The sequence below is a fragment of the Acinetobacter sp. YH01021 genome (assembly GCF_013420255.1).
Classification (GTDB): Bacteria; Pseudomonadota; Gammaproteobacteria; order Pseudomonadales; family Moraxellaceae; genus Acinetobacter.
Genome location: NZ_VOYO01000003.1, coordinates 169,726 through 191,677 on the forward strand (window position 1 = coordinate 169,726; position 21,952 = coordinate 191,677).

Genomic DNA, 21,952 nt, shown 5'->3' on the forward strand with positions numbered 1-21,952 from the left:
CGGAACGCTAGCCTTATTTTTTCTCATCTGAAGTTTGTGGTAAGGAAATCACGACACTTTGTGAAACCGGAGGTGAATACATACGCAGCTGTGTCACTGCACGCGTACCGATCTGTGCCGTCGCGCCAAAAGTTTGCTGCTCAATCAGCAAACGCCCCCACTCTGCATTCAGGTCATCCCTTTCACGCAGATAGGTACTCAGCTTTCTGTTATCCTGACGGTATTCAAATACCTGAAATACCACAAATACTGCACTGATGAAGACCATCAATATCAGCATGAGATAGATTGTAACTTTTTTCAGCCACAATTTTTCTGTTTTTTTATCAACCACTTCCGTTTTCATGATCTGCCTATTAAGCTAAACGTTCTGCTACCCGGAGCCATGCGCTACGTGAACGAGGATTGGCTTTGACCTCCTCATCACTGGCTTTAACACGAGAAACTTTCTTTAAACGTCGCGTATCTTTCTGTTGTTGTGGCATTCCCCAGCCTGAATCCTCTTCAAGCGTTGACTCTTTTTGAATAAATTGTTTAATCAAACGGTCTTCCAGTGAATGGAAGCTAATCACCGCCAAACGTGCTTCAGGTTTCAAGATTTCAACGGCCTGAGGCAAGAAGATTTCAATATCTTCTAATTCCTTATTAATAGCAATACGAATTGCCTGGAAAGTACGGGTCGCAGCATGCTTATTTTTTTCCCATTTCGGGTGTGCTACTTTTACAATATCAGCCAGCTTTGCCGTGGTATCAATATATCCGGCAGCCTTAATTGCCTTGGCAATACGGCGACTATAACGCTCTTCACCATATTTAAAAATGATATTCGCCAGGGCTTCTTCTTCAATCTGGGTCAGCCATTCTGCTGCGGTTGGACCTTGCGAGTTATCCATGCGCATATCCAGCGGGCCATCTTTCATAAAACTGAAACCACGTTCAGCCTGATCCAGCTGCGGTGAAGAAACACCGAGATCCGCCATTAACCCATCGACCTGTTCAATGCCCAACTCAGCCAATGCATCTTTCAGATCAGCAAAGCTGGCATGAATAATTTTAAAACGTGAATCTTCTTGTTCGAGTTCAGCCGCTACAGCCAGTGCTTGCGGATCTTTATCAAAGGCATAGACACGTGCATTTTCATCTAATTTGGACAGCAATAAACGCGTATGTCCACCACGGCCAAAGGTTCCATCCACATAAGTTCCCGTATTGCGACCCGCCAACAAGGCATCAATCGTTTCGTGAAGTAATACAGAAATATGTGACATAAAAACTCAATCAATAGGGGGAAAAATTTAACTGCACATTATCACCCTGTTTAGGCAAAGCTCCAAACGACTTTTTGTAGATAAATATTACTTTCTATAGAGAAAACCGTTTTAGCATTTTTTACCACAAAAAAAAGCCTCCAGTTTCGGAGGCTTTTTTCAATCCAGATGACTTCGCAGATCAATTAACGTTTGCTGTTATAAATCTGGTCGAAAATTGCACCATTCACAAAATGGGTTTTCTGTGCATTGGCCCAACCACCAAAGACTTCATCAATGGTAAAGGTTTTGATTTTCGGGAACTGTGCTGAATATTTGGCTAATACTTTTTCATTACGTGGACGATAGAAATGTTTAGCTGCCATTTCCTGACCCAAGGGTGAATACAGGTAATTGATATAACCTGTTGCTAACCATTTATTGCCATTTTTCTCTACCGTACGATCCACAATCGCCACTGACGGTTCAGTCAAAATCGTAATCGATGGATAAACGATATCAAACTTGTTTTTACCCAAGGTTTTTTGCGTGACCAAGGCTTCATTTTCCCAAGTCAGCAATACATCGCCAATTCCACGCTCGGCAAAGGTGGTCATTGAAGCACGTGCAGCAGAATCCATCACTTTCACGTTCTTATAAAGTTTGCCAACAAAATCCTGTGCTTTAGCTTTATTGCCGCCTGGCTGTTTCTCGGCATAACCCCATGCAGACAGATACACCCAACGCGGCAAACCACCCGTTTTCGGGTTTGGCGTAATAATTTGCACGCCTGGTTTGGTTAAGTCATTCCAGTCCTTGATACCTTTTGGGTTACCCTTGCGTACCATGAATACGATCGTCGAGGTATAAGGTGCCGAGTTGTGTGGGAATTCCTTTTGCCAGCCTGGTTGAATCTGGCCAGATTTCACAATTTCTTCAATGTCATTGGCGAGTGCCAAGGTCACCACATCACCTTTCAGGCCATCGACCACAGAACGTGCCTGTTTGCCCGAACCGCCATGTGACTGCTTAAAATTCACATCCAGACCGGTGCGGTTTTTCCAGTAAGCCCCAAATGATTTGTTAAATTCATCATAGAACTCACGCGTGGCATCATAGGATACATTCAGAAACTGACGGTCTGCTGCTTGTGAAGCAGTCGCGGTCATGCCTAAACCAGTCGCCAATAAGGCAGCACTAAATAACGATTTTAATTGAATTTTCATGGCAGCACAGAGTTTATCTTCATTAGATATAACTATATGAAATAAAATCATTTATCGCAATTCACCCTACAACATCACAACACGATAAAATGAAAGTTTTTTCTGACTTAATATTTTGTTTTTAAAAGGAAAATACAATTTATTATTCTACTTATATCTAATATATAGAATTTTATGCATTAGATATAAAGAAAATGGATAACACTTTAGCCATTTTCTTTATTCTATTTAGAAGACCGCTTACTTATCTTTTTTCATTGTAAATCTGGTCATAAATCGCCCCATTGATAAAATGCGTTTTTTGCGCTTTGGCCCAACCACCAAAAACTTTATCAATGGTAAAGGTCTGTATTTTCGGGAACTGGGCTGAATATTTAGCAGCGACTTTGGCATCCCGCGGGCGGAAGAAATATTTCGCAGCAAGCTCCTGCCCTTTTGGTGAATATAAATAGTTCAAATAGCCTTTTGCCAGATGGGTAGTCCCATTTTTATTCACGTTCTTATCGACAATCGCTACCGATGGCTCGGCCAGAATTGAAATCGATGGATAGACGATATCGTATTTGTCTTTACCCAGACCTTGGGTCGCCAGCAAAGCTTCATTTTCCCAGGATAAAAGCACATCACCAATGCCGCGCTCGGCAAACGTGGTCAGTGAACCACGGGCACCGGAATCTAACACTTTGACATTTTGATAAAGTTTTTTCACCAGCTCTTTGGCTTTCGCATCATTACCGCCGGGCTGTTTCAGTGCATAACCCCAAGCAGACAGGTAGATCCAACGCGGCGCACCACCGGTTTTCGGGTTTGGGGTAATAATGTCCACACCCGCTTTGGTCAGATCATTCCAGTCTTTGATTTGCTTCGGATTCCCTTTACGCACCAAGAATACAATCGTAGAGGTATAAGGTGCCGAATTACTCGGAAACTCTTTTTGCCAACCTTTCTCTATTAAACCTGCATTGACGATTTCTTCGATATCATTGGCTAAGGCCAAGGTTACGACATCGGCCTGCAAACCATCGACCACTGAACGCGCCTGCTTGCCTGAACCACCATGTGACTGTTTAAAATTGACCTTCTGTCCGGTTTTCTGCTTCCAGAACTTGCCAAATTCTTCATTATATTCCTGATAAAATTCACGGGTCGGATCATAAGAGACATTCAGGAAATCTTTGGCGACGGAATTCTGTACAGCTGTTCCAACTAAAATTGTCAAGATTGCGGATGCTATTATTTTTTTCATCTGATGTAACTCAGTGTTTATATGACATACACTATACAAATCAAAAATAAACATGACAATCATATATTTATAACAATATCTATAATCTATTTCTGATTTTGAGATATCTACTAACAATTAAATTCGGATACATATTCTGCTAGAAAAGTAATCTTCTGCTACAATATAAGACAGTTCTTCACGTTCTCTTCACAGTTGTCTGTTAAAAATAGGCCACTAAAACAGGAAATTACGATTTTTGGTAATTTTCCACAGAGTTATATTATTTCTTTTGTAAAAAATGTGACTTGGTTCTACTTCTTTATGATCAACTGTGATTAAATTGTAGACAGAGTATTAAAAAAACATTTTTAACAAAATAAAACCAACCAGAAGTAAGGAGGAAGTTTGGATATGAAATTTACATTATTCACAGCCAGCATCCTAAGCCTGATTATGTTGTTCTCGATTCAACTCGGTCATGCCGTCGTTGTGAAGACAGATTTGCCGAAGCCTACAGTAAGCACTGTTGAAAGCAAGACTTCGCCGATTGAAAAAGCGATTCAGCAACAAAAAACTGAAAAAACACTTCAAACAGAAGATAATCTAAAAGTCTTAACTGCATTTAAAGTCGCACCTTCGCAAAGTTTCTTTGCAGAACAGAATTACCGCTTCACCCGCTTTGTCCAAAGTATTTTTTCGAACGCTCATTCTTAATCAGCCTCAACAGCGCTGAATATTCCCAGATTTAAAAGCCACATCACTCAATGTTGAATAAAGCATTAAGTGATGTGGCTTTTTCGCTATAATAGCTGCAATTTTATATCTAAGATTAGATCCGGTTATGACTGTTCGTACTCGTATTGCACCTTCTCCTACTGGTTTTCCGCATGTAGGTACTGCCTATATCGCCTTGTTTAACTTATGTTTTGCTAAACAGCATGGCGGTGAATTCATTCTTCGTATTGAAGATACTGACCAACTGCGTTCAACGCTTGAATCTGAAAAAATGATCCTGGATTCATTGCGCTGGCTGGGTCTGAACTGGTCTGAAGGTCCTGATGTCGGTGGCCCGCATGCGCCATACCGTCAGTCAGAACGTATGGATATCTATAAAAATTATGCCTTGGAACTGGTAGAGAAAGGTCATGCCTTCTATTGTTTCGCAACTGCAGAAGAACTGGATCAAATGCGTGCAGAACAGCAGGCACGTGGAGAGTCGCCACGTTATGATGGTCGTGGTCTAAATCTTTCTGAAGAAGAAGTGGAGCGTCGTTTGGCCGCTGGTGAACCACATGTGATTCGCATGAAAGTACCGACTGAAGGTGTATGTAAATTCAATGACATGCTGCGTGGCGAAGTGGAAATTCCATGGGCGCAAGTAGACATGCAAATCCTGCTGAAAACCGATGGCCTACCAACCTACCACTTGGCTAACGTAGTAGATGATCATTTGATGCAAATCACCCACGTAATTCGTGGTGAAGAATGGATTCCATCTGCGCCGAAACATCAGTTGCTGTATCAATATTTCGGTTGGGACATGCCGGTACTCTGCCACATGCCACTACTACGTAATCCAGACAAATCAAAACTATCTAAACGTAAAAACCCGACTTCAATTAACTACTATAGAGACATCGGTGTACTGCCTGAAGCCTTGTTGAACTACTTGGGTCGCATGGGCTGGTCAATGCCAGATGAAAGTGAAAAATTCACTCTGGCTGAAATGATTGAACATTTTGATATCAAACGTGTATCCCTCGGTGGTCCGATCTTTGATGTTGAGAAATTGAACTGGTTAAATGGTCAATGGATCAAGGCACTCAGCCCGGCTGAACTTCTAGACACCTTATTGGCCTGGAAAGCAGATCGTGCCAAATTAGAAGAAATTGCAGCTGCGATTCAACCGCGTATTAACCTGCTGTCTGAAGCTGTGAACTGGTCTGCACATTATTTCAACCATTTCCCGACCCTGTCTAAAGAACAGTTTGAAAGCAAGAAACTGTCGGATGAACAGGTACGTCAAAGTCTTCAATTCGCAATTTGGCGTTTAGAAAGCCTGTTTACTTGGAATAACGACACGGTGAGCCAGACCTTGATGGACTTGGCGACACAGATGGAAATCAAGTTACGTGATTTCATGCCTGCGTTCTTTATTGCGATCGCCGGTTCGACTGCGTCTACACCCGTGATGCAAACGATGGTGACCATTGGTCCTGATTTAACCTTTGCACGTTTACGTCATGCGCTGGAAATTGTCGGTGGTCCAAGCAAAAAAGAGCTGAAAGTCTGGGAAAAACTCAATGAAAGCTTAAAGTTGCCGAAAAATGAAGCAGTTGATTAAGCTTAATTAATTTTTGTGTTGACGTGTGAGCGCGATATCCCTAATATAGCGCTCACACAGACTGGGGTCATAGCTCAGTTGGTAGAGCGCTACAATGGCATTGTAGAGGTCAGGAGTTCGATCCTCCTTGACTCCACCAAATCAAGTCTTGCTTTAGCTGTGTTATTTGCCTCAATTGTCCCTATCGTCTAGAGGCCTAGGACATCGCCCTTTCACGGCGGTAACCGGGGTTCGAATCCCCGTAGGGACGCCATATTCAAGATGACCATAATATATTATGGTCATCTTATAAAAAACCCAAGCATTGCGACTTGGGTTTTTTATTGCCTGTATATTTTATGTTGGGCAATATTTCGGTTTCTTCGCATCTTCCGATAAAATAATCAGTAATTTAGAATTTTGGAGTTGTAATGCAATATCGTTGCCCTAAGTGTCAAAGCCCGAAAATCATGCCAGTGGCCCAGCCAGGTCAAGCAGCTCCACGTCCAGTGGTTCCTAAAAGCTTAATGTTTCTGGTTCCTGCCCTGTTCCTGTTGCTATTGCTGGTGATTATTAGCATCGCGATGTGGATTTTTGGCGATGGTGCAGGTACCACTTTACAGACTGCGACTGTGATCGTCTTTATTCTTTCTTTGATCGCAGGCTTTATGTTCTATAAGGACTTACCTGATTTTAAAATTTCAATGCAGGCATTCATGCAAACACAAAAGAAATGGAAATGCCGTGAATGTAATCATGAGTGGGAAATCTAATTTACCCTCCACCATATAATAAACATAAAAAAACCAGCCCTGAGGCTGGTTTTTTATTTACAAAAGTCGGAGATGATTAAACACCGATTTTGCGATATTTTTGACGCTTCGCTACAAGATCATCACCATCACGCTTACGGCGATATTCTTCAAACTCAGCATAGTTACCAGTGAAGAATTCAGGGGTTTCACCTTCAAATGACAAGATGTGCGTTGCAATACGATCCAGGAACCAACGGTCATGCGAGATCACCATCACAGTACCCGGGAATACCAGAATGGCATCCTCAAGTGCACGCAAGGTTTCGATGTCCAAGTCGTTCGATGGTTCATCCAGCAAGATCACGTTTGCACCCATTTGCAGGATTTTCGCAAGTTGTAAACGGTTACGTTCACCACCTGATAATTGACCTACGCGTTTTTGCTGATCCTGGCCTTTAAAGTTAAAGCGACCGATATACGCACGAGATGCGATTTCGTAATCACCAATCTTCAAGATATCTAAACCACCAGACACTTCTTCCCAAACGGTTTTGTTGTTATCTAAGGTGTCACGGATCTGACCGACATAAGCCACTTTAACCGATTCACCCAGCGTTACCGTACCGGTATCTGGTTGCTGTTCGCCAGTCATCATACGGAATAGCGTAGTTTTACCTGCACCGTTCTCACCCACAATACCCACAATGGCAGCAGGTGGTACTGTGAACGTTAAATCTTTGTACAGTAAGCGATCACCAAACGATTTGCTGATGCCTTCAACTTCTACAACCTTGTTGCCCAGACGTGGACCAGGTGGAATGTAGATTTCAGAGGTTTCGTTACGCTGCTGGAATTCGCGTGAGTTAAGCTCTTCAAAACGCTCCATACGCGCTTTGTTTTTCTTTTGCTGACCTTTGGCATTTGAACGAACCCATTCAAGTTCTTTTTTCAATGCTTTAGCAAAAGATTCTTCCTGCTTGTTCTCTTGCTCTAAACGGGCATTTTTCTGCTCAAGCCAAGAAGAATAGTTACCTTGATACGGAATACCCATACCACGGTCAAGCTCAAGAATCCATTCAGCTACGTTATCCAGGAAGTAACGGTCATGCGTAATCGCGACGATGGTACCTGGGAAGTCTTTCAAGAAACGTTCCAACCAAGATACAGATGAAGCATCTAAATGGTTCGTTGGTTCATCGAGAAGCAACATGTCTGGTTTAGACAGAAGTAAACGGCAAAGTGCCACACGACGGCGTTCACCACCTGAAAGCTTAGATACATCTGCATCCCAAGCTGGCAGGTTCAATGCTGCAGCCGCTTGATCCATCTGGTTGGCAAGGTTATGCGCATCCCAAGTCTGGATAATCGCTTCAAGCTTCTCTTGCTCTTTCGCAAGTGCATCGAAATCTGCATCTTCTGCTGCATATTCAGCAAAGACTTCATCCAGACGAGCTAAAGCATCAAGCGGTTCACGCAAACCATCTTCGACGTTACCACGAACGTCTTTAGTTTCATCTAAAGGTGGTTCTTGCTCAAGATAACCGATTTTTGTACCTGGCTGTGCACGCGCTTCACCAGAGAAATCTTTATCTACGCCCGCCATAATACGAAGCAAGGTAGATTTACCTGCACCGTTTAAACCAAGCACACCAATTTTAGCGCCTGGGAAAAATGATAAGGAGATGTCTTTCAGGATTTCGCGCTTAGGCGGAACCATCTTCGACACTCGGTTCATCGTGTAAATATATTGGGCCACGTAGGACTCCTCAACTGAAAAACCAAATGGGGTTAAAACAACCACCCCAGCTCAAAAATGAGCGAAAAAATAATCGGCTATTATACGCAGAAAGCTGCGAAAACATAAGCCATTGCCATGAACTTCAATGCATTGTTACAAGTTTATTGCTGATGTTTTTTTAAACAGTTGTTTTCAGTAAAATAAATGACTCAAATCCAGGCCGATATATGAATATTTCATATATTTATTTCAATAAAATTGCACTTTTACTCATATGTGAAAATGCTACACTCAAGCCATAAACTTAAACAAGAAGATCAAACAGAATGAGTTATAAAGCAGAAACTCTTGCGATTCATGCAGGTTATACCCCAGAAGCAACCACCAAAGCTGTGGCAGTGCCGATTTACCAAACCACGTCTTATGCCTTTGACAATACTCAACATGGGGCCGATCTCTTTGATTTAAAGGTTCAGGGCAATATCTATACCCGAATTATGAACCCGACCACTGCGGTTCTGGAACAACGTGTTGCAGCACTGGAAGGCGGGATCGGAGCACTGGCTTTGGCCTCTGGCATGGCTGCGATTACTTATGCGATTCAGACCATTGCGGAAGCGGGTGACAACATTGCTTCTGTGTCAACGCTTTACGGAGGTACCTATAATCTTTTTGCGCACACCCTGCCCAAACAGGGTATTGAAGTCCGTTTCTTTGATTATGAACAACCGGAAAGTCTGCATGACTTGATTGATGAAAAAACCAAACTGGTTTTTGTGGAATCGATTGGTAACCCGCTGGGTAATATTATTGATCTGGAAGAAATCTCTAAAATTGCGCACGAATATGGCGTGCCGGTCATTGTCGATAATACTGTTGCCACCCCAGTACTTCAAAAATCTTTCGATTTCGGCGCAGATATTATCGTGCATTCTCTGACCAAATATATCGGCGGTCATGGCAATTCAATTGGCGGCATTATTGTGGATAGCGGTAAATTCCCGTGGGGTAAATACCCCGAACGTTTCCCTGCCCTGAATACGCCTGACTCAAGCTACCATGGCGTGAACTATGTCGAAGTTTTGGGAGAAGCAGCTTATATCGCCCGTGCGCGTGTAGTGCCACTGCGTAATACCGGCGCTGCGATCAGCCCGCAGAATGTGTTTCTGATTCTGCAAGGTCTGGAAACTTTAAGCTTGCGTATGGAACGTCATACCGAAAACGCACTGAAAGTCGCTGAATATCTGCAAAAACATCCTAAAGTGAAATGGGTTAATTACGCCGGCCTGAAAGATCACCCACAGCATGCCTTGGCACAGAAATATGTGAAAGGTAAACCGTCTGCCATTCTGACCTTTGGGGTAGAACATGGTCTCGAAGGCGGCACACGTTTTATTGATGCCCTGCAACTGTTTACACGTCTGGTTAATATCGGCGATGCTAAAAGTCTGGCCTGCCATCCGGCGACCACCACGCATCGTCAGCTCAATGCCGAGGAGTTAAAATCGGCAGGTGTCAGTGAAGATATGGTGCGTTTATCCATCGGGATTGAACATAGTGATGACCTGATTGCCGATCTGGAACAGGCGCTGGCGGCCGTTTAAAAAGGTGCCCGAGCCGCTTCGAAACCTCATCATTTTGGTGAGGTTTTTTTATTTATTTTCTAAAACAGCCACTTGCTTTGCTTTTTATTTTCATGTTAAAAGTTAAATGAAAGAGTGAACACAAATAGAGCAATTACTCTAATTTTTATTTTAATTTCAATAGTTTAATTTATAGATTTTCTTGAAGAATTGGTTATCATATCTGGACTCACCTTCGCTCTCATCTTCTGTTAGAGCGCCATAGATCTTTAATAAAAATAATTTGAACGCTGACTTCAAATTAGGGATAACAAACGTGAAAAATAGACTACACAAACAACTGGAAAAACGTGTTGCAGGTAAAACCGTCCTGATTACCGGTGCATCCAGCGGTATTGGTTTAACGACAGCACATCAACTGGCTGATGCAGGTGCCCATGTTTTACTGGTAGCCCGTACTCAGGAAACCCTAGAACAAGTAAAATCAGAAATTGAAGCTAAAGGCGGCAAAGCCTCAATCTTTCCATGTGATTTAAACAATATGGAAGCAATTGATGAAGTTTCCAAACAGATTATTGCCTCAGTCGATCATATTGATATTCTGATCAATAATGCAGGTCGTTCGATTCGCCGTGCGGTACACGAGTCAGTAGATCGTTTTCATGATTTTGAACGGACCATGCAGCTGAACTATTTCGGCGCGGTGCGTCTGGTCATGAATATCCTGCCGCAAATGATGATTCGTCGTGCGGGTCATATTATTAATATCAGTTCGATTGGCGTACTGGCCAATGCCACCCGCTTTTCGGCCTATGTCGCATCAAAAGCTGCGCTGGATGCCTTTAGCCGCTGCCTGTCTGCAGAAGTGCATTCGCACAAAATCGCAATCACATCGATCTATATGCCTTTAGTACGCACCCCGATGATTGCACCGACCAAAATGTATAAATATGTCCCGACGCTTTCTCCGGAACAGGCGGCTGACCTGATTGCCTATGCAATTGTCAAACGTCCGAAAAAAGTGGCGACCGGTTTGGGCCGCCTGGCTTCCATTACCTATTCAATTGCACCGGATATCAACAATGTCTTGATGTCGATTGGTTATAACCTGTTCCCAAGTTCAACTGCATCTGTGGGCCAACCACAAAAATTAAACTTGGTGCAAAAAGCATATGCACGTCTGTTCCCGGGCGAACACTGGTAATTGTTCCTACGGATAATTTAATGGAAATACGAGCCGCCGACAGGGCGGCTTTTCTATGTCTCAGTTTTGCAAGATCTGGAATAAAGTGGACTGATTTAAAAAACCACGACACAGCCTGTCCCGATCAACACAGATTTTTGCCGCAAATGCTGCGAGATCACGTACACTATCAGCGGATATTTCCTATCCGTATTTTTATATTTTGATTGAAATGATGGAAACCCTTATGAATAACGCGCAATGGCTCGATGAAGTAAAATTTAACGAACAAGGATTAGTCCCTGCCATTGCCCAGCATCATCAAACTGGACGTGTGTTGATGGTGGCCTGGATGAACCGTGAAGCCTTGGCTTTAACTGCCGAAAAAAATCAGGCAGTGTATTTCTCCCGTTCACGCAACAAGTTATGGCATAAGGGCGAAGAATCAGGACATTTTCAGACCGTACATGAAATCCGTCTGGACTGTGATGCCGATGTGATTGTGCTGCAAATTGAACAGCATGGTGGCATTGCCTGCCATACTGGCCGTGAATCATGCTTCTATCGCAAGCTCACGCCAAATGGCTGGGAAATTGTCGATGCACAGTTGAAAGACCCGTCTGCGATTTATGGTGAAAAATCCACAAATCCGCATACGCTGGCGATGGAAGCATCAACCGTTCAATCAGAACAGGTTGAAGTCCTGTCTTATCTGGGCCAAATGATGGCAGAACGCAAACAGGCTGATCCAGATTCATCTTATGTGGCCAAGCTGTACCATAAAGGCTTGAACAAGATTTTAGAAAAAGTCGGCGAAGAAAGCTTTGAAACTGTGCTGGCAGCCAAAGACTTTGATCAGGATGCTTCTGCAGACCATAAAAATGATCTGATCTATGAAGTGGCAGATCTGTGGTTCCATACCATCGTGATGCTGGGTTATTTCGATCTGGATGTGCAATTGGTACTCAATGAACTGGCTCGTCGCCAAGGCTTGTCCGGCCTGGTTGAAAAAGCCAATCGTCAGCATTAAGTCTTGAATTCATCTGTGTCTGATTTAAAAAAACCGACCGCGACCTATGAGCAGGCGACTGCTATTGATAACGCACGTCTGGGCAAATCCTTTAAGGTGATTGCCTATGCGGGCACAGGTAAAACCACCACCCTGCAAATGATCAGTGATGCCATGCCGCAAAGACGTGGCATGTATCTGGCTTTTAACAAGGCCATTGCCAGTGAAGCGCAAGCCAAATTTCACCGGGGTGTCGATTGCCGTACTTTTCACTCGCTGGCGTTTCGCAGTGTTCCACGTGGAGTCACCGACAAACTGCGTCTGCCACGCTTGAGTCCAAGTTTTATTGCCAAAGAATACCGGCTTGAACCGATGACCATGCGCCGTATGATGGGCGGAAGATATGAAAAATATGTCTTGATGCCTTCGCGTCTGGCGAGTTTAGTCGCCAATGCTGTCGGTTATTTCTGCTCGACCAGTTCGCAATACCCTGCCCCACGGCATATTCAGGCACCAAGCTGGCTGCATCCAGATGATATCGAGACCTTGCAGCAGAAGCTTTATCCGGCAGTCGAACGGCGCTGGCTAGAGTCAATTGATCCAAACCATCAGGCCGGCATCGGTCATGACATTTACCTGAAACTCTGGGCACTGTCTGAGCCGAATATTCCGGCAGATTATGTGCTGTTCGATGAAGCCCAGGATGCCGATCCCTTAATGCTGGGGATTTTACTGAAACAACGCAGTACCCAGGTGATCTATGTCGGAGATGCGCATCAGCAGATTTATGCCTGGCGTGGTGCAGTCAATGCCATGCAGCAACTGCCTTTACCTGAATCACGTCTGACCACCTCATTTCGTTTCGGTCCTGAAATTGCCCTGAATGCCAATGCCATTTTAGGTGCCTTAAATGAAACTGTGCCTTTACTCGGCAATCCATTGTTAGATTCTAAAGTCGTGAATAAACCGCATACCAAAATGCGTGATGCAATTTTATGCCGGACCAATGCCCGCGCCATGGAACTGTTATTAGCAGGTTTAGTTCGTGGCGATAAAGTCAGCCTGCAAGCCGATCACGTCAAACTGAATCGTTTTGTCGATGCGGCTGCCATGCTAAAACAGGGCAAACGTGTCGTTGATGTGCCGGAACTGGCCTGGTTTAATTCCTGGCATGATGTCCATGAATATTGTGAAACCAATGAAGGCAGTGACATCAAGCCACTGGTCAAACTGGTGGACGAACATGGCACCGATCCGCTGAAAAAAGCTCTGGCTAAAATCACACCAATTGCCCAGGCTGATTATATTATTTCCACGGCGCACAAGGCCAAAGGCCTAGAGTGGGATCGGGTTCATATTGAAGATGACTATCAGTTTAAGCTCAATGAAAAAGACCATAAAATTAGTGATGAAGAATTAAGATTACTTTACGTGGCCTGTACACGTGCTAAAGTGAGTTTAAATATTCATCACATTTATGACCTGATTCAGCAACTGAAGATCAAAATGCCGCAGTCGCTTCGGCAGGCAGTCGGTTAAGGTGCATGGCATGGATGTAAACATCATAGGACAGGTGATCTATGCACATCCAAGCGCTTCAACTGAAACATACCCTGCATTTTTTCGACATTCAGCTTCAGTTTAATTATCCGCAATGCCCGGTTACCTTGATTCTGGGCAATCAGGGAACTGGCAAAACTACGCTTTTACGTTTTAGCTATCAGGCATTGACCTGGTTTGCAGCCCGTTATCGTGATAGCCGTGCTGCGGGTCTGGTGATGCAAGATCAGGACATCATGCAAAACCGGCTGCAATCCAAAATCGATATCCAGATTGGTTTTCCTGAAGAGATGGGCAGCTTGCCAGAATCCAGTCAGTCTGAGCCTGCGGACCTACAAAGCTGTTCATGGCAAATCTACAAGACTTTAAACAGTCAGGGGCTGGGTTTTAGCAAAGCAGAAACCTCACAGCTTGAAAGTGTGCTCAGCTTGTATCAGAAAGCCCGCTTGCACGATCCCCTGCTCGGCTTGCCCCTGATTGCCTATTATCCTGCTGAACGTTTTACCAATGAAGTCAATCTGCTCAACAAAAATAACCCGGCCATTCTCCAGTCCGCACATGCTTATGAAATCACTGCGATTCCTTTCACCACCTTTGCCCGTTTTTTTGAATGGTTTCGTGAAATCAGTGATATTGAAAATGCGCAAAGTGCTAAGCTTATGGATCAGATTTTGGCGCGTGCCTTACAGCAGCCAGAGGATATTCGCGGAGATGAACTGGCCCGGCAGATCGAGAAAGCCCAGGCACATCTGCATGCACCGAATCTCAGCGCTTTAAAACAGGCGTTGTCACTGATCCTGCCAGAAGTCAGCCAGATTTATTTAAAATACCAGCCCAAGCTGCAACTGATGGTAACCTATCAGCAACAGACCTTTAGCTTCCAGCAACTGCCCAACAGTATCCGCAACTGGATTGCGCTGGTGGGTGATATTGTGCGGCGTCTTTGTCTATTGAATCCCAATAGTTTATTTCCATGTCAGGAAGGTACAGGTGTTTTACTGATTGATGCGATTGATCATCAACTGGATCAGGAGATGGCAGCAGTAATCCTGTCACGCCTGCATCAGGCTTTTCCTAACTTGCAGATTATTGCGACCGGCAACCGGCCTGAATTACTGGAACAGGCACACGCCTTTCAATGTCTGAAACTGGAAAATAAACAGCTGCACCCCATTCATCTTGAAAGTATGAAAACCCAGTTTGATCAGATCTACGCAGAGCTGGAACTGCAGCGAAATAAAGATATCTCGCCCGAAGATACTTTATTGGAAACGGTCACCGAACCCATCACACCGCTTGCTGTATTGCAAATGATTCAACAACAGTTAAATCCGGAACAGCAACAAGAATTGCTCGCTTTACTTGCTCAGGAGCATCATCCGACGCTACCTCAGTCGCTCTAAACAGATTCAAAAAAATAAGAGCGACTGTTTGAGTAAACAAGGAAGCCTTTTCAGCATTCTCTTTTTGCCCTGATTAAACTATTTTGAGTCAAATTTACAATCAATGCCTGCAATTTAATCTTAATTTTCGGTCACTTCTGGATGATCTGTTTAAGCATGCAGCGCCTGTTAAATCCGAGCCGGCGTATAATTTATAAGTTCCACATAAAAACGTTGATGTTGTTGTTATCCTGTAATATGATCGGTTTTATTTGCGAATTTCATTGTAAAATCGGAATTTGCTATCGTTTATAAGTTGCGCAATACAACTGTTTTATATTCTTTTTGAATATTCTTTTGGCTTTCAAGATTGAGAAGTTTGGGTCGCTCCTTGGGGTCCTGTAATCCTTGAAAGATAAAGATTCACCTTAGGTTGGTCAAAACCTAAATCATGACAATGGATACGAGTGTGCTGCCGATTATTATATTGTTACCGTTAGTATTAGGCACAACCCTTGTCTCGTGGCTGAAGCAATTTTCGCGCGGGGTAACGGCTTTAGGGGCAATTGGTGTCAGCCTCAGCAGTTTCTTATTATTATTGAGTCAGGCGCCTGCCATCTTTGATGGTGCAGTGATGACCCAGACCTGGTCCTGGCTGCCCCAGCTCGGCATTGATTTCAGTTTTCGCCTGGATTCTCTGGGATTGCTGTTTGCCTTGCTGATCAGCGGAATTGGCACCCTGATTTATATTTATGCCTATTATTACCTTAATCCAAAAAATTCACTGAGCAAACTGTATCTCCTGCTGATGCTGTTTATGGCGGCGATGCTCGGAATTTCATTGTCGAATAACCTGATTATCTTATTGGTTTTCTGGGAACTGACCAGTATTTCATCCTTCTTGCTGGTAGGTTACTGGAGCAATTACGAAGCGGCGCAACGTGGTTCGCGTATGGCTCTGACCATTACCGGAATGGGTGGTCTGGCGATGCTGGGCGGTTTTGTCCTGCTCGGTCAAATCACCGGCACTTATCAGCTTGACCAAATCCTGACGATGACTGAACAGATTCAGTCCCATTATTTATTTGTTCCAACCTTGTTGCTGATTTTAATCGGTGCTTTTACCAAGAGTGCGCAGTTCCCGTTTCACTTCTGGTTGCCCAATGCCATGGCTGCACCGACACCGGTCTCTGCCTATTTGCACTCGGCCACCATGGTCAAAGCCGGTTTATTCCTGGTCGCACGTTTGCTCCCGATCTTTGCCGGTGCTGCACTGTTTCATAATATTGTGACCTTTGTCGGTCTGTTTACCCTGTGCATGGCCGCCTTCTTTGCCATTTTTAAGGAAGACCTGAAAGGCTTGCTCGCCTATTCAACTATCAGCCATTTAGGTCTGATCATGTGTCTGCTCGGGATTGGTTCACCATTGGCTGTTGCAGCAGCGATTTTCCATATTATTAACCATGCCACCTTTAAAGCAGCACTGTTTATGATTGCCGGAATCATCGATCATGAATCCGGGACTCGTGACTTACGTAAACTGTCTGGCCTATGGCAATTATTGCCCTTTACCGCAACATTGACCATGATCACGGCAGCATCCATGGCGGGTGTACCGTTGACCAATGGTTTCCTGTCCAAGGAAATGTTCTTTACCGAACTGGTCGCCAGTTTAAGTGGCCCACTTATGGTCGGCTCCGCTATTGTCGCGACACTGGCCGGGATTTTTGCGGTGGCTTATTCCATTCGACTGGTGCATGGAGTCTTTTTCGATGGTCCGCTAGGCAAACAGGTCCCAAATAAAGATGCACATGAGCCTGCCTTTGGTATGCGCGCACCGGCAACCTTATTGGCAATTTTATGTATTTTAGTCGGACTATTACCCGCTCTTCTGGTGGAAAAAATTGTCAATAGCACCACTCAAGCGACGACCCAAAATTTTGCTTTTGAAGGTACTCATCTGGCGCTTTGGCATGGTTTCAACCTGCCCCTGCTGATGAGTGTGATTGCTCTGCTCGGCGGAATAATCTTTTACTTTTCTCTCGCCAAAGGTGGCGCCTTACGTGAAATCGACTTGGATCCAAAACTGGGCCGCTTACAGGGCCGAGTGCTGTTCGACCTGTTTTTGAAAAATTTGCTGCTGAATTCACGCCGTTTCCGCCGTGCCACTGAAAATGGCAAATTGCAAAGCTATTTATTGTGGATTGTAATTTTTACCGTCGGGCTGGTGGGGTTCCCATTACTCAGCAATGCGGTGGGTACGGGTACGCGCGAGCTGACCCATGCCCCTGCCCTGGCGATTATCTTGTGGTTACTGCTGTTCTCTGCCTGCTGGATGCTGCTGTGGTTCCATCATGAGCGGATTAAAGCGGTACTGATTAGCGGTGCAGTCGGCCTGGTCGTCACTATGGTCTTTATCGGCTTTTCGGCGCCCGATCTGGCATTGACCCAGATTACGGTCGATGTGGTCACCACTGTTCTGCTACTGATGAGTTTATCTTTACTGCCACAATTAACTCCGTATGAATCGAGTCCGACCCGTCGCTGGCGCGATGCCATTATTGCCTTGGGCGGCGGTCTCGGGATTGCGGCAATTGCCTGGCTGATCATGACCCGTGATCACAATTCCATTTCATGGTTCTTCCTGCAACAGTCCATTCCTCTGGGCGGCGGCACCAATGTGGTGAATGTGATTCTGGTCGATTTCCGTGGTTTCGATACCTTCGGCGAAATTACTGTACTCGGCATTGCGGCGATTGGTGTTCTGAGCCTGATGGATGGCATGCGTGCGCATGGTACCACCATGACTCAGGGCCTGACCTATCGTTTTAACCCATCCCCGCTGATGTTGCGTATTACCGCATCCTGGATTTTGCCGGTCGCGCTGGTAGTCAGCCTGTATATCTTTATGCGTGGCCATAACCTGCCGGGCGGTGGTTTTATTGCCGGACTAGTGACTTCACTGGCACTTATTATTCAATATATTGCAGTGGGACAGGACAAAACCGAACAGTTGCTTGGCGCCAAATCCGGTCGCCTGTATGAAATCTGGATCGGGATCGGCTTAACGATTGCAGGGTTGACCGGAATCGCGGCCTGGTTCTGGTCACGTCCATTCCTGACCAGTGCACATATTTATGTCTCTCCGCCCATCATTGGAGAAATGCATCTGGCTTCGGCTGCACTGTTTGATGTCGGCGTCTATGTCACTGTTGTCGGTGCGACCATGCTGATGATTTCGGTCTTGGGCGATTCACGTCACTCAAGCATGACTGGCCCCGTACCAAGAGGATAATAGAATGATCAGTTTAGAATTTTTATTAGCCTCTGCGATTGGCCTGCTGACAGCCACAGGCATTTATCTGATCCTGCGTGCCCGTACCTTGCCGGTGGTATTGGGCTTGGCCATGATTGGTTATGCGGTCAACCTGTTTTTATTTGCCATGGGCCGGATTCAGATGAATTCGCCTGCAGTATTAACCGAAGCCGCGAATGTGACTGACCCTCTACCTCAGGCACTGGTGCTGACGGCCATCGTGATTGGCTTTGCCACCACTGCCTTTATTGTCCAACTGGCACTGCGTAGCCGCTACGAATCAGGAACAGACCACGTTGACTCAAAAGAAGATATCCCCCAGATTGATCCACGTGAGGATGAGCCTTAATGACTGATCTTCTCAATTTCTGGACTCAACATACTCCTATTTTCAGCATTCTTTTGCCGGCCTTTACCGCTTTTGCCTTGGTACTTTTGGGAAATCCGGGTGCAGGCTCTCTGATCACGGACTGGCGTCAACCCTGGCGTCGTGGTATCAGCCATCTCTCGGGAATCTTGGGCCTGATCATTGCCGTTAGCTATCTGATAAACAGCAGCGAGGGCCAAATCAGCGTATACACCCTCAGCGAATGGGCAGCACCATTCGGGATCGTGCTGGTGCTGGATCAGCTCTCGGCCATGATGCTGGTGTTGACCTATGCGCTCGCCTTACCTGTGGTCTGGTATGCCAGCAAAGAATGGGACTTACGCGGCCGTTATTTCCATGCCATGGTGCATTTCCTGCTGATGGGTCTGACTGGTGCATTCCTAACCGGTGACTTGTTCAACCTGTTTGTGTTCTTTGAAATTCTGCTGATGGCGTCTTATGTACTGCTGTTGCATGGACAAGGCAAGGCACGTTTTCAGCTGGGAATTCATTATGTCACCATTAACCTGCTGGCATCTGCGCTATTCCTGATTGGACTCGGGATGATTTATGGCAGTGTCGGTAGCCTGAATATGGCCGATGTGGCCCGTTTGATGCCAACCCTTGCAGAAGATCAGCATAAACTGGCGGTTGCTGGTGGCTTGATGCTGTTTGTGGTGTTTGGAATCAAAGCAGCAATGCTGCCGGTGGGTTTCTGGTTACCCAAAACCTATGCAGTAGCCACGACTCCTGTTGCCGCGCTCTTTACCATCATGACCAAAGTCGGGGTTTATGCGATTTTGCGGATCAACGGCACGGTTTTTGATGATGAATATAGCCATCAGATTCTGATGAACTGTCTGCTAGTGATTGGCCTGGTCACATCCGTCTATGGGGTGATCTGTGCGATTGGCACCGAACGGCTGCGCCGTTTTGTCGGTTTTATGGTGCTGTCTTCAGTCGGAACGATTTTGGTGGCCATTGGCCTGAATAATACTGCGGCTTGGGCGGGTGCGCTATATTACCTGGTACACAGTACCCTGATTGCGGCCGCATTTTATATTCTGTCGGGTTGGATTACCTCACAGCGTGGCGAATTTAAAGATCATTTTAAAATCGCCCCACTGATGAAACAGAACAAGCTGGTTTCGATTGTCTATTTCATCATCGCCTTGATGATGGCAGGCCTGCCACCGTTTAGTGGATTCTTCGGTAAAATCTTTATTTTGCAGGCTTCTGCTAATTCAGATTATCAGATGATTATTATCCTGACCATTTTGCTGGTAAGTTTTCTCAGTATTCTGGCTTTTACCCGGGTCGGTTTTATCCTGTTCTGGCGTTCGAGCAGACCTGAAGATGATCTTGATTCTGAAGAGTTTCATAAATATGAAGCCCTGCCGAGTAAAGCGCCGGCACGCAATGACCGGGTGATTTATATATTGCTCGCGAGCTTAACCGCCTACGTGGTGTTTGCCGGACCGATTTATCAATATAATTATCAGACTGCGGAACAGATCAAAAACAATTCGGTCTATGAAGCCGCGCTGTTAAAACCGGATGCAGAAGGTCAGTTTATTAGCGTCCAGCCATTCGATCCGAAGTATTTGCCAGAAACCAAATATGGTGGTGAGGTGATAGATCCTAATGCGCATCTGATTCCTTATGTAATTTCAGAAGCGACCTTGAAGGGTGAACATATTTCTGAATTCAAGCAACGCCAGATTGACCAGCAGCACATTGAACAGACCGAATATGATGATAATCAACTTAAACCGGCGGAGGGACCTTAATGGCTGAATCATTATTTCAACGCTGGTTCCCGCATCCGCTGGTTTCTGTGATTGTAGGACTGAGCTGGGTTTTACTGGCACACAGCCTGGACGCTGGAACCCTGCTGATGGCCTTGCTACTCGCGGTGATCATTCCACGTATGGTCGAACCCTTTATTGACTATACCCCCAATATCCAGTGGACTCCTGCCCTGCACCTGTTCTTTGTCGTAGTTTGGGATATTGTAGTAGCCAATATCAAAGTCGCAAAACTGGTGCTAGGATCGACGAAGAATCTGCATCCAAAATGGTTCCGAGTGCCTTTAGACACCGAACATGAAGAAGTCAACACCTTGCTGGCGATGATTATTACCACCACACCGGGCACGGTATCTGCAGGGATTGACCAGGATCGTGGTGATATTCTGGTGCATGCCTTAAGCACAGATGATGAAGCGGCCGAAATCGAGCTAATTAAGCAGCGCTATGAACGCCCGCTCATTGAGATTTTTAATGCACGATCAGGAGAAAAAGCATGACGATTCTACCTTATGCATTATTGATTTGTCTGGGTGCGGTCACCATCTCCATGTTACTGTGTCTGATCCGTCTGATTACCGGTCCCTCTATTGTTGACCGCCTGTTGGCACTGGACACCCTGTTTCTGAATGCCACCTGCCTAGTGGTGATTTTAGGCATTTACTGGAGCAGCACCTTTCTGTTTGAAGGCGCTCTCTTGGTCGCGATGCTGGGCTTTGTCTCTACCGCAGCCTTGGCGCGTTATTTTACCACTGGCCATGTCATCGACTAGGAGTTTTTAAATGTCTTTAATTTTAGAAATACTGGTGTCGATTTTTCTATTGATTGGTGCTTTCTTTATGCTGGTCGGCGGAATTGGGATGGTGCGCTTGCCCGATCTGTTCATGCGTCTGCATGCACCGACCAAATCCAGTACTTTGGGCCTCGGCAGTTTCTTAATTGCAGCAATTATTTTCTCTGCCATGTATGGCCGTTTCGGTTTTGCTGAAGTGCTGATTACCCTGTTTGCCTTTATTACTGCGCCGGTATCCGCCAATCTGATGGCACAGGCTGCATTGCATTTGCGGTTACGCTCTTTGAGTGGCGAAGTGCCGGAAACGCTAGAACGCCCCCTGCCTTGGCAGCGTTCACGCCGTCGTACCTTTTATGAAAAGAAAATCAATCGCAATGATGATTTAGATTAATTGAGCAAGCGATTCCAGTTCTCCCAAATCTCAAAATAGAGAG

General features: G+C 45.2%; 19 protein-coding genes and 2 tRNA genes. 16 read left to right on the forward strand and 5 right to left on the reverse strand.

Features of this window, described 5'->3' with window-relative positions:
• Window positions 1-13 precede the first annotated feature (13 nt).
• From ftsL to FTT86_RS04080, 4 genes are all read right to left on the reverse strand, one after another.
• The gene (ftsL, locus tag FTT86_RS04065; RefSeq protein WP_370940785.1) at window positions 14-280 is read right to left on the reverse strand and encodes a cell division protein FtsL; all 267 of its coding nucleotides are present in this window, start codon (window positions 278-280) and stop codon (window positions 14-16) included.
• 76 nt (window positions 281-356) lie between these two features.
• On the reverse strand, window positions 357-1,268 hold the full coding sequence (gene rsmH, locus FTT86_RS04070; protein ID WP_180180635.1) for a 16S rRNA (cytosine(1402)-N(4))-methyltransferase RsmH: 912 nt from the start codon (window positions 1,266-1,268) through the stop codon (window positions 357-359).
• Between the two features lie 185 nt (window positions 1,269-1,453).
• Window positions 1,454-2,473, reverse strand: a complete 1,020-nt coding sequence (locus FTT86_RS04075; RefSeq protein WP_129717172.1) for a sulfate ABC transporter substrate-binding protein — start codon at window positions 2,471-2,473, stop codon at window positions 1,454-1,456.
• A gap of 244 nt (window positions 2,474-2,717) precedes the next feature.
• Window positions 2,718-3,719, reverse strand: a complete 1,002-nt coding sequence (locus tag FTT86_RS04080) for a sulfate ABC transporter substrate-binding protein (RefSeq protein WP_180180636.1) — start codon at window positions 3,717-3,719, stop codon at window positions 2,718-2,720.
• A 393-nt stretch (window positions 3,720-4,112) separates the two neighbouring features.
• Here FTT86_RS04080 and FTT86_RS04085 point away from each other — a divergent pair, with 393 nt between their 5' ends.
• The 5 genes from FTT86_RS04085 (at window position 4,113) to FTT86_RS04105 (ending at window position 6,797) form a co-directional block, all read left to right on the forward strand.
• Window positions 4,113-4,415 carry a hypothetical protein gene (locus FTT86_RS04085; RefSeq protein WP_004644938.1) on the forward strand — a complete coding sequence of 101 codons (303 nt, stop codon included), beginning with the start codon at window positions 4,113-4,115 and terminating at the stop codon, window positions 4,413-4,415.
• 127 nt (window positions 4,416-4,542) lie between these two features.
• The gene (gene gltX / locus FTT86_RS04090) at window positions 4,543-6,045 is read left to right on the forward strand and encodes a glutamate--tRNA ligase (RefSeq protein WP_180180637.1); all 1,503 of its coding nucleotides are present in this window, start codon (window positions 4,543-4,545) and stop codon (window positions 6,043-6,045) included.
• Window positions 6,046-6,108: 63 nt separating this feature from the next.
• A tRNA-Ala gene (locus FTT86_RS04095) sits at window positions 6,109-6,184 on the forward strand.
• A gap of 38 nt (window positions 6,185-6,222) precedes the next feature.
• Window positions 6,223-6,298, forward strand: a tRNA-Glu gene (locus FTT86_RS04100).
• A 157-nt stretch (window positions 6,299-6,455) separates the two neighbouring features.
• On the forward strand, window positions 6,456-6,797 hold the full coding sequence (locus FTT86_RS04105; RefSeq protein ID WP_004281123.1) for a membrane protein: 342 nt from the start codon (window positions 6,456-6,458) through the stop codon (window positions 6,795-6,797).
• A gap of 76 nt (window positions 6,798-6,873) precedes the next feature.
• On the opposite strand, the gene ettA is transcribed toward FTT86_RS04105, so the two are convergent.
• The gene (ettA, locus tag FTT86_RS04110; protein WP_004281122.1) at window positions 6,874-8,535 is read right to left on the reverse strand and encodes an energy-dependent translational throttle protein EttA; all 1,662 of its coding nucleotides are present in this window, start codon (window positions 8,533-8,535) and stop codon (window positions 6,874-6,876) included.
• A 308-nt stretch (window positions 8,536-8,843) separates the two neighbouring features.
• On the opposite strand from ettA, the gene FTT86_RS04115 reads away from it, so the two are divergent.
• From FTT86_RS04115 to FTT86_RS04165, 11 genes are all read left to right on the forward strand, one after another.
• Complete coding sequence (locus tag FTT86_RS04115) at window positions 8,844-10,121, forward strand: O-acetylhomoserine aminocarboxypropyltransferase/cysteine synthase family protein (RefSeq protein WP_180180638.1); 1,278 nt, start codon at window positions 8,844-8,846, stop codon at window positions 10,119-10,121.
• 295 nt (window positions 10,122-10,416) lie between these two features.
• Window positions 10,417-11,304, forward strand: coding sequence for an SDR family NAD(P)-dependent oxidoreductase (locus FTT86_RS04120; RefSeq protein ID WP_180180639.1), 888 nt, complete (start codon window positions 10,417-10,419; stop codon window positions 11,302-11,304).
• A gap of 226 nt (window positions 11,305-11,530) precedes the next feature.
• Entirely contained in the window at window positions 11,531-12,313 is a 783-nt protein-coding gene (gene hisIE, locus FTT86_RS04125; RefSeq protein WP_085064365.1) for a bifunctional phosphoribosyl-AMP cyclohydrolase/phosphoribosyl-ATP diphosphatase HisIE, read from the forward strand.
• A gap of 15 nt (window positions 12,314-12,328) precedes the next feature.
• Window positions 12,329-13,831: a UvrD-helicase domain-containing protein gene (locus tag FTT86_RS04130; RefSeq protein ID WP_085064364.1), complete on the forward strand. Its 1,503-nt coding sequence runs from the start codon at window positions 12,329-12,331 to the stop codon at window positions 13,829-13,831.
• 41 nt (window positions 13,832-13,872) lie between these two features.
• A complete protein-coding gene (locus tag FTT86_RS04135; protein WP_180180640.1) occupies window positions 13,873-15,255 on the forward strand; it encodes an AAA family ATPase in 1,383 nt (460 codons plus the stop codon).
• Window positions 15,256-15,691: 436 nt separating this feature from the next.
• The gene (locus tag FTT86_RS04140; RefSeq protein WP_180180687.1) at window positions 15,692-18,529 is read left to right on the forward strand and encodes a monovalent cation/H+ antiporter subunit A; all 2,838 of its coding nucleotides are present in this window, start codon (window positions 15,692-15,694) and stop codon (window positions 18,527-18,529) included.
• Window positions 18,530-18,533: 4 nt separating this feature from the next.
• A complete protein-coding gene (locus tag FTT86_RS04145; protein ID WP_180180641.1) occupies window positions 18,534-18,899 on the forward strand; it encodes a Na+/H+ antiporter subunit C in 366 nt (121 codons plus the stop codon).
• Complete coding sequence (locus FTT86_RS04150; RefSeq protein ID WP_180180642.1) at window positions 18,899-20,707, forward strand: monovalent cation/H+ antiporter subunit D; 1,809 nt, start codon at window positions 18,899-18,901, stop codon at window positions 20,705-20,707. The genes FTT86_RS04145 and FTT86_RS04150 overlap by 1 nt, the downstream gene beginning before the upstream one ends.
• A complete protein-coding gene (locus FTT86_RS04155; protein WP_180086795.1) occupies window positions 20,707-21,225 on the forward strand; it encodes a Na+/H+ antiporter subunit E in 519 nt (172 codons plus the stop codon). The genes FTT86_RS04150 and FTT86_RS04155 overlap by 1 nt, the downstream gene beginning before the upstream one ends.
• Window positions 21,222-21,497, forward strand: a complete 276-nt coding sequence (locus FTT86_RS04160; protein WP_005108490.1) for a monovalent cation/H+ antiporter subunit F — start codon at window positions 21,222-21,224, stop codon at window positions 21,495-21,497. Before FTT86_RS04155 ends, FTT86_RS04160 begins: the two co-directional genes overlap by 4 nt.
• A 10-nt stretch (window positions 21,498-21,507) precedes the next feature.
• Window positions 21,508-21,909 carry a Na+/H+ antiporter subunit G gene (locus FTT86_RS04165; RefSeq protein WP_180180643.1) on the forward strand — a complete coding sequence of 134 codons (402 nt, stop codon included), beginning with the start codon at window positions 21,508-21,510 and terminating at the stop codon, window positions 21,907-21,909.
• The last annotated feature ends 43 nt before the right edge of the window (window positions 21,910-21,952 follow it).

Coding starts and splice junctions, on each gene's coding strand:
- ftsL (WP_370940785.1), bottom strand. CDS start 280: ATGCTGATATTGATGGTCTTCATCAGTGCAGTATTTGTGGTATTTCAG.
- rsmH (WP_180180635.1), bottom strand. CDS start 1,268: ATGTCACATATTTCTGTATTACTTCACGAAACGATTGATGCCTTGTTG.
- FTT86_RS04075 (WP_129717172.1), bottom strand. CDS start 2,473: ATGAAAATTCAATTAAAATCGTTATTTAGTGCTGCCTTATTGGCGACT.
- FTT86_RS04080 (WP_180180636.1), bottom strand. CDS start 3,719: ATGAAAAAAATAATAGCATCCGCAATCTTGACAATTTTAGTTGGAACA.
- FTT86_RS04085 (WP_004644938.1), top strand. CDS start 4,113: ATGAAATTTACATTATTCACAGCCAGCATCCTAAGCCTGATTATGTTG.
- gltX (WP_180180637.1), top strand. CDS start 4,543: ATGACTGTTCGTACTCGTATTGCACCTTCTCCTACTGGTTTTCCGCAT.
- FTT86_RS04105 (WP_004281123.1), top strand. CDS start 6,456: ATGCAATATCGTTGCCCTAAGTGTCAAAGCCCGAAAATCATGCCAGTG.
- FTT86_RS04115 (WP_180180638.1), top strand. CDS start 8,844: ATGAGTTATAAAGCAGAAACTCTTGCGATTCATGCAGGTTATACCCCA.
- hisIE (WP_085064365.1), top strand. CDS start 11,531: ATGAATAACGCGCAATGGCTCGATGAAGTAAAATTTAACGAACAAGGA.
- FTT86_RS04135 (WP_180180640.1), top strand. CDS start 13,873: ATGCACATCCAAGCGCTTCAACTGAAACATACCCTGCATTTTTTCGAC.
- FTT86_RS04140 (WP_180180687.1), top strand. CDS start 15,692: ATGGATACGAGTGTGCTGCCGATTATTATATTGTTACCGTTAGTATTA.
- FTT86_RS04145 (WP_180180641.1), top strand. CDS start 18,534: ATGATCAGTTTAGAATTTTTATTAGCCTCTGCGATTGGCCTGCTGACA.
- FTT86_RS04150 (WP_180180642.1), top strand. CDS start 18,899: ATGACTGATCTTCTCAATTTCTGGACTCAACATACTCCTATTTTCAGC.
- FTT86_RS04155 (WP_180086795.1), top strand. CDS start 20,707: ATGGCTGAATCATTATTTCAACGCTGGTTCCCGCATCCGCTGGTTTCT.
- FTT86_RS04160 (WP_005108490.1), top strand. CDS start 21,222: ATGACGATTCTACCTTATGCATTATTGATTTGTCTGGGTGCGGTCACC.
- FTT86_RS04165 (WP_180180643.1), top strand. CDS start 21,508: ATGTCTTTAATTTTAGAAATACTGGTGTCGATTTTTCTATTGATTGGT.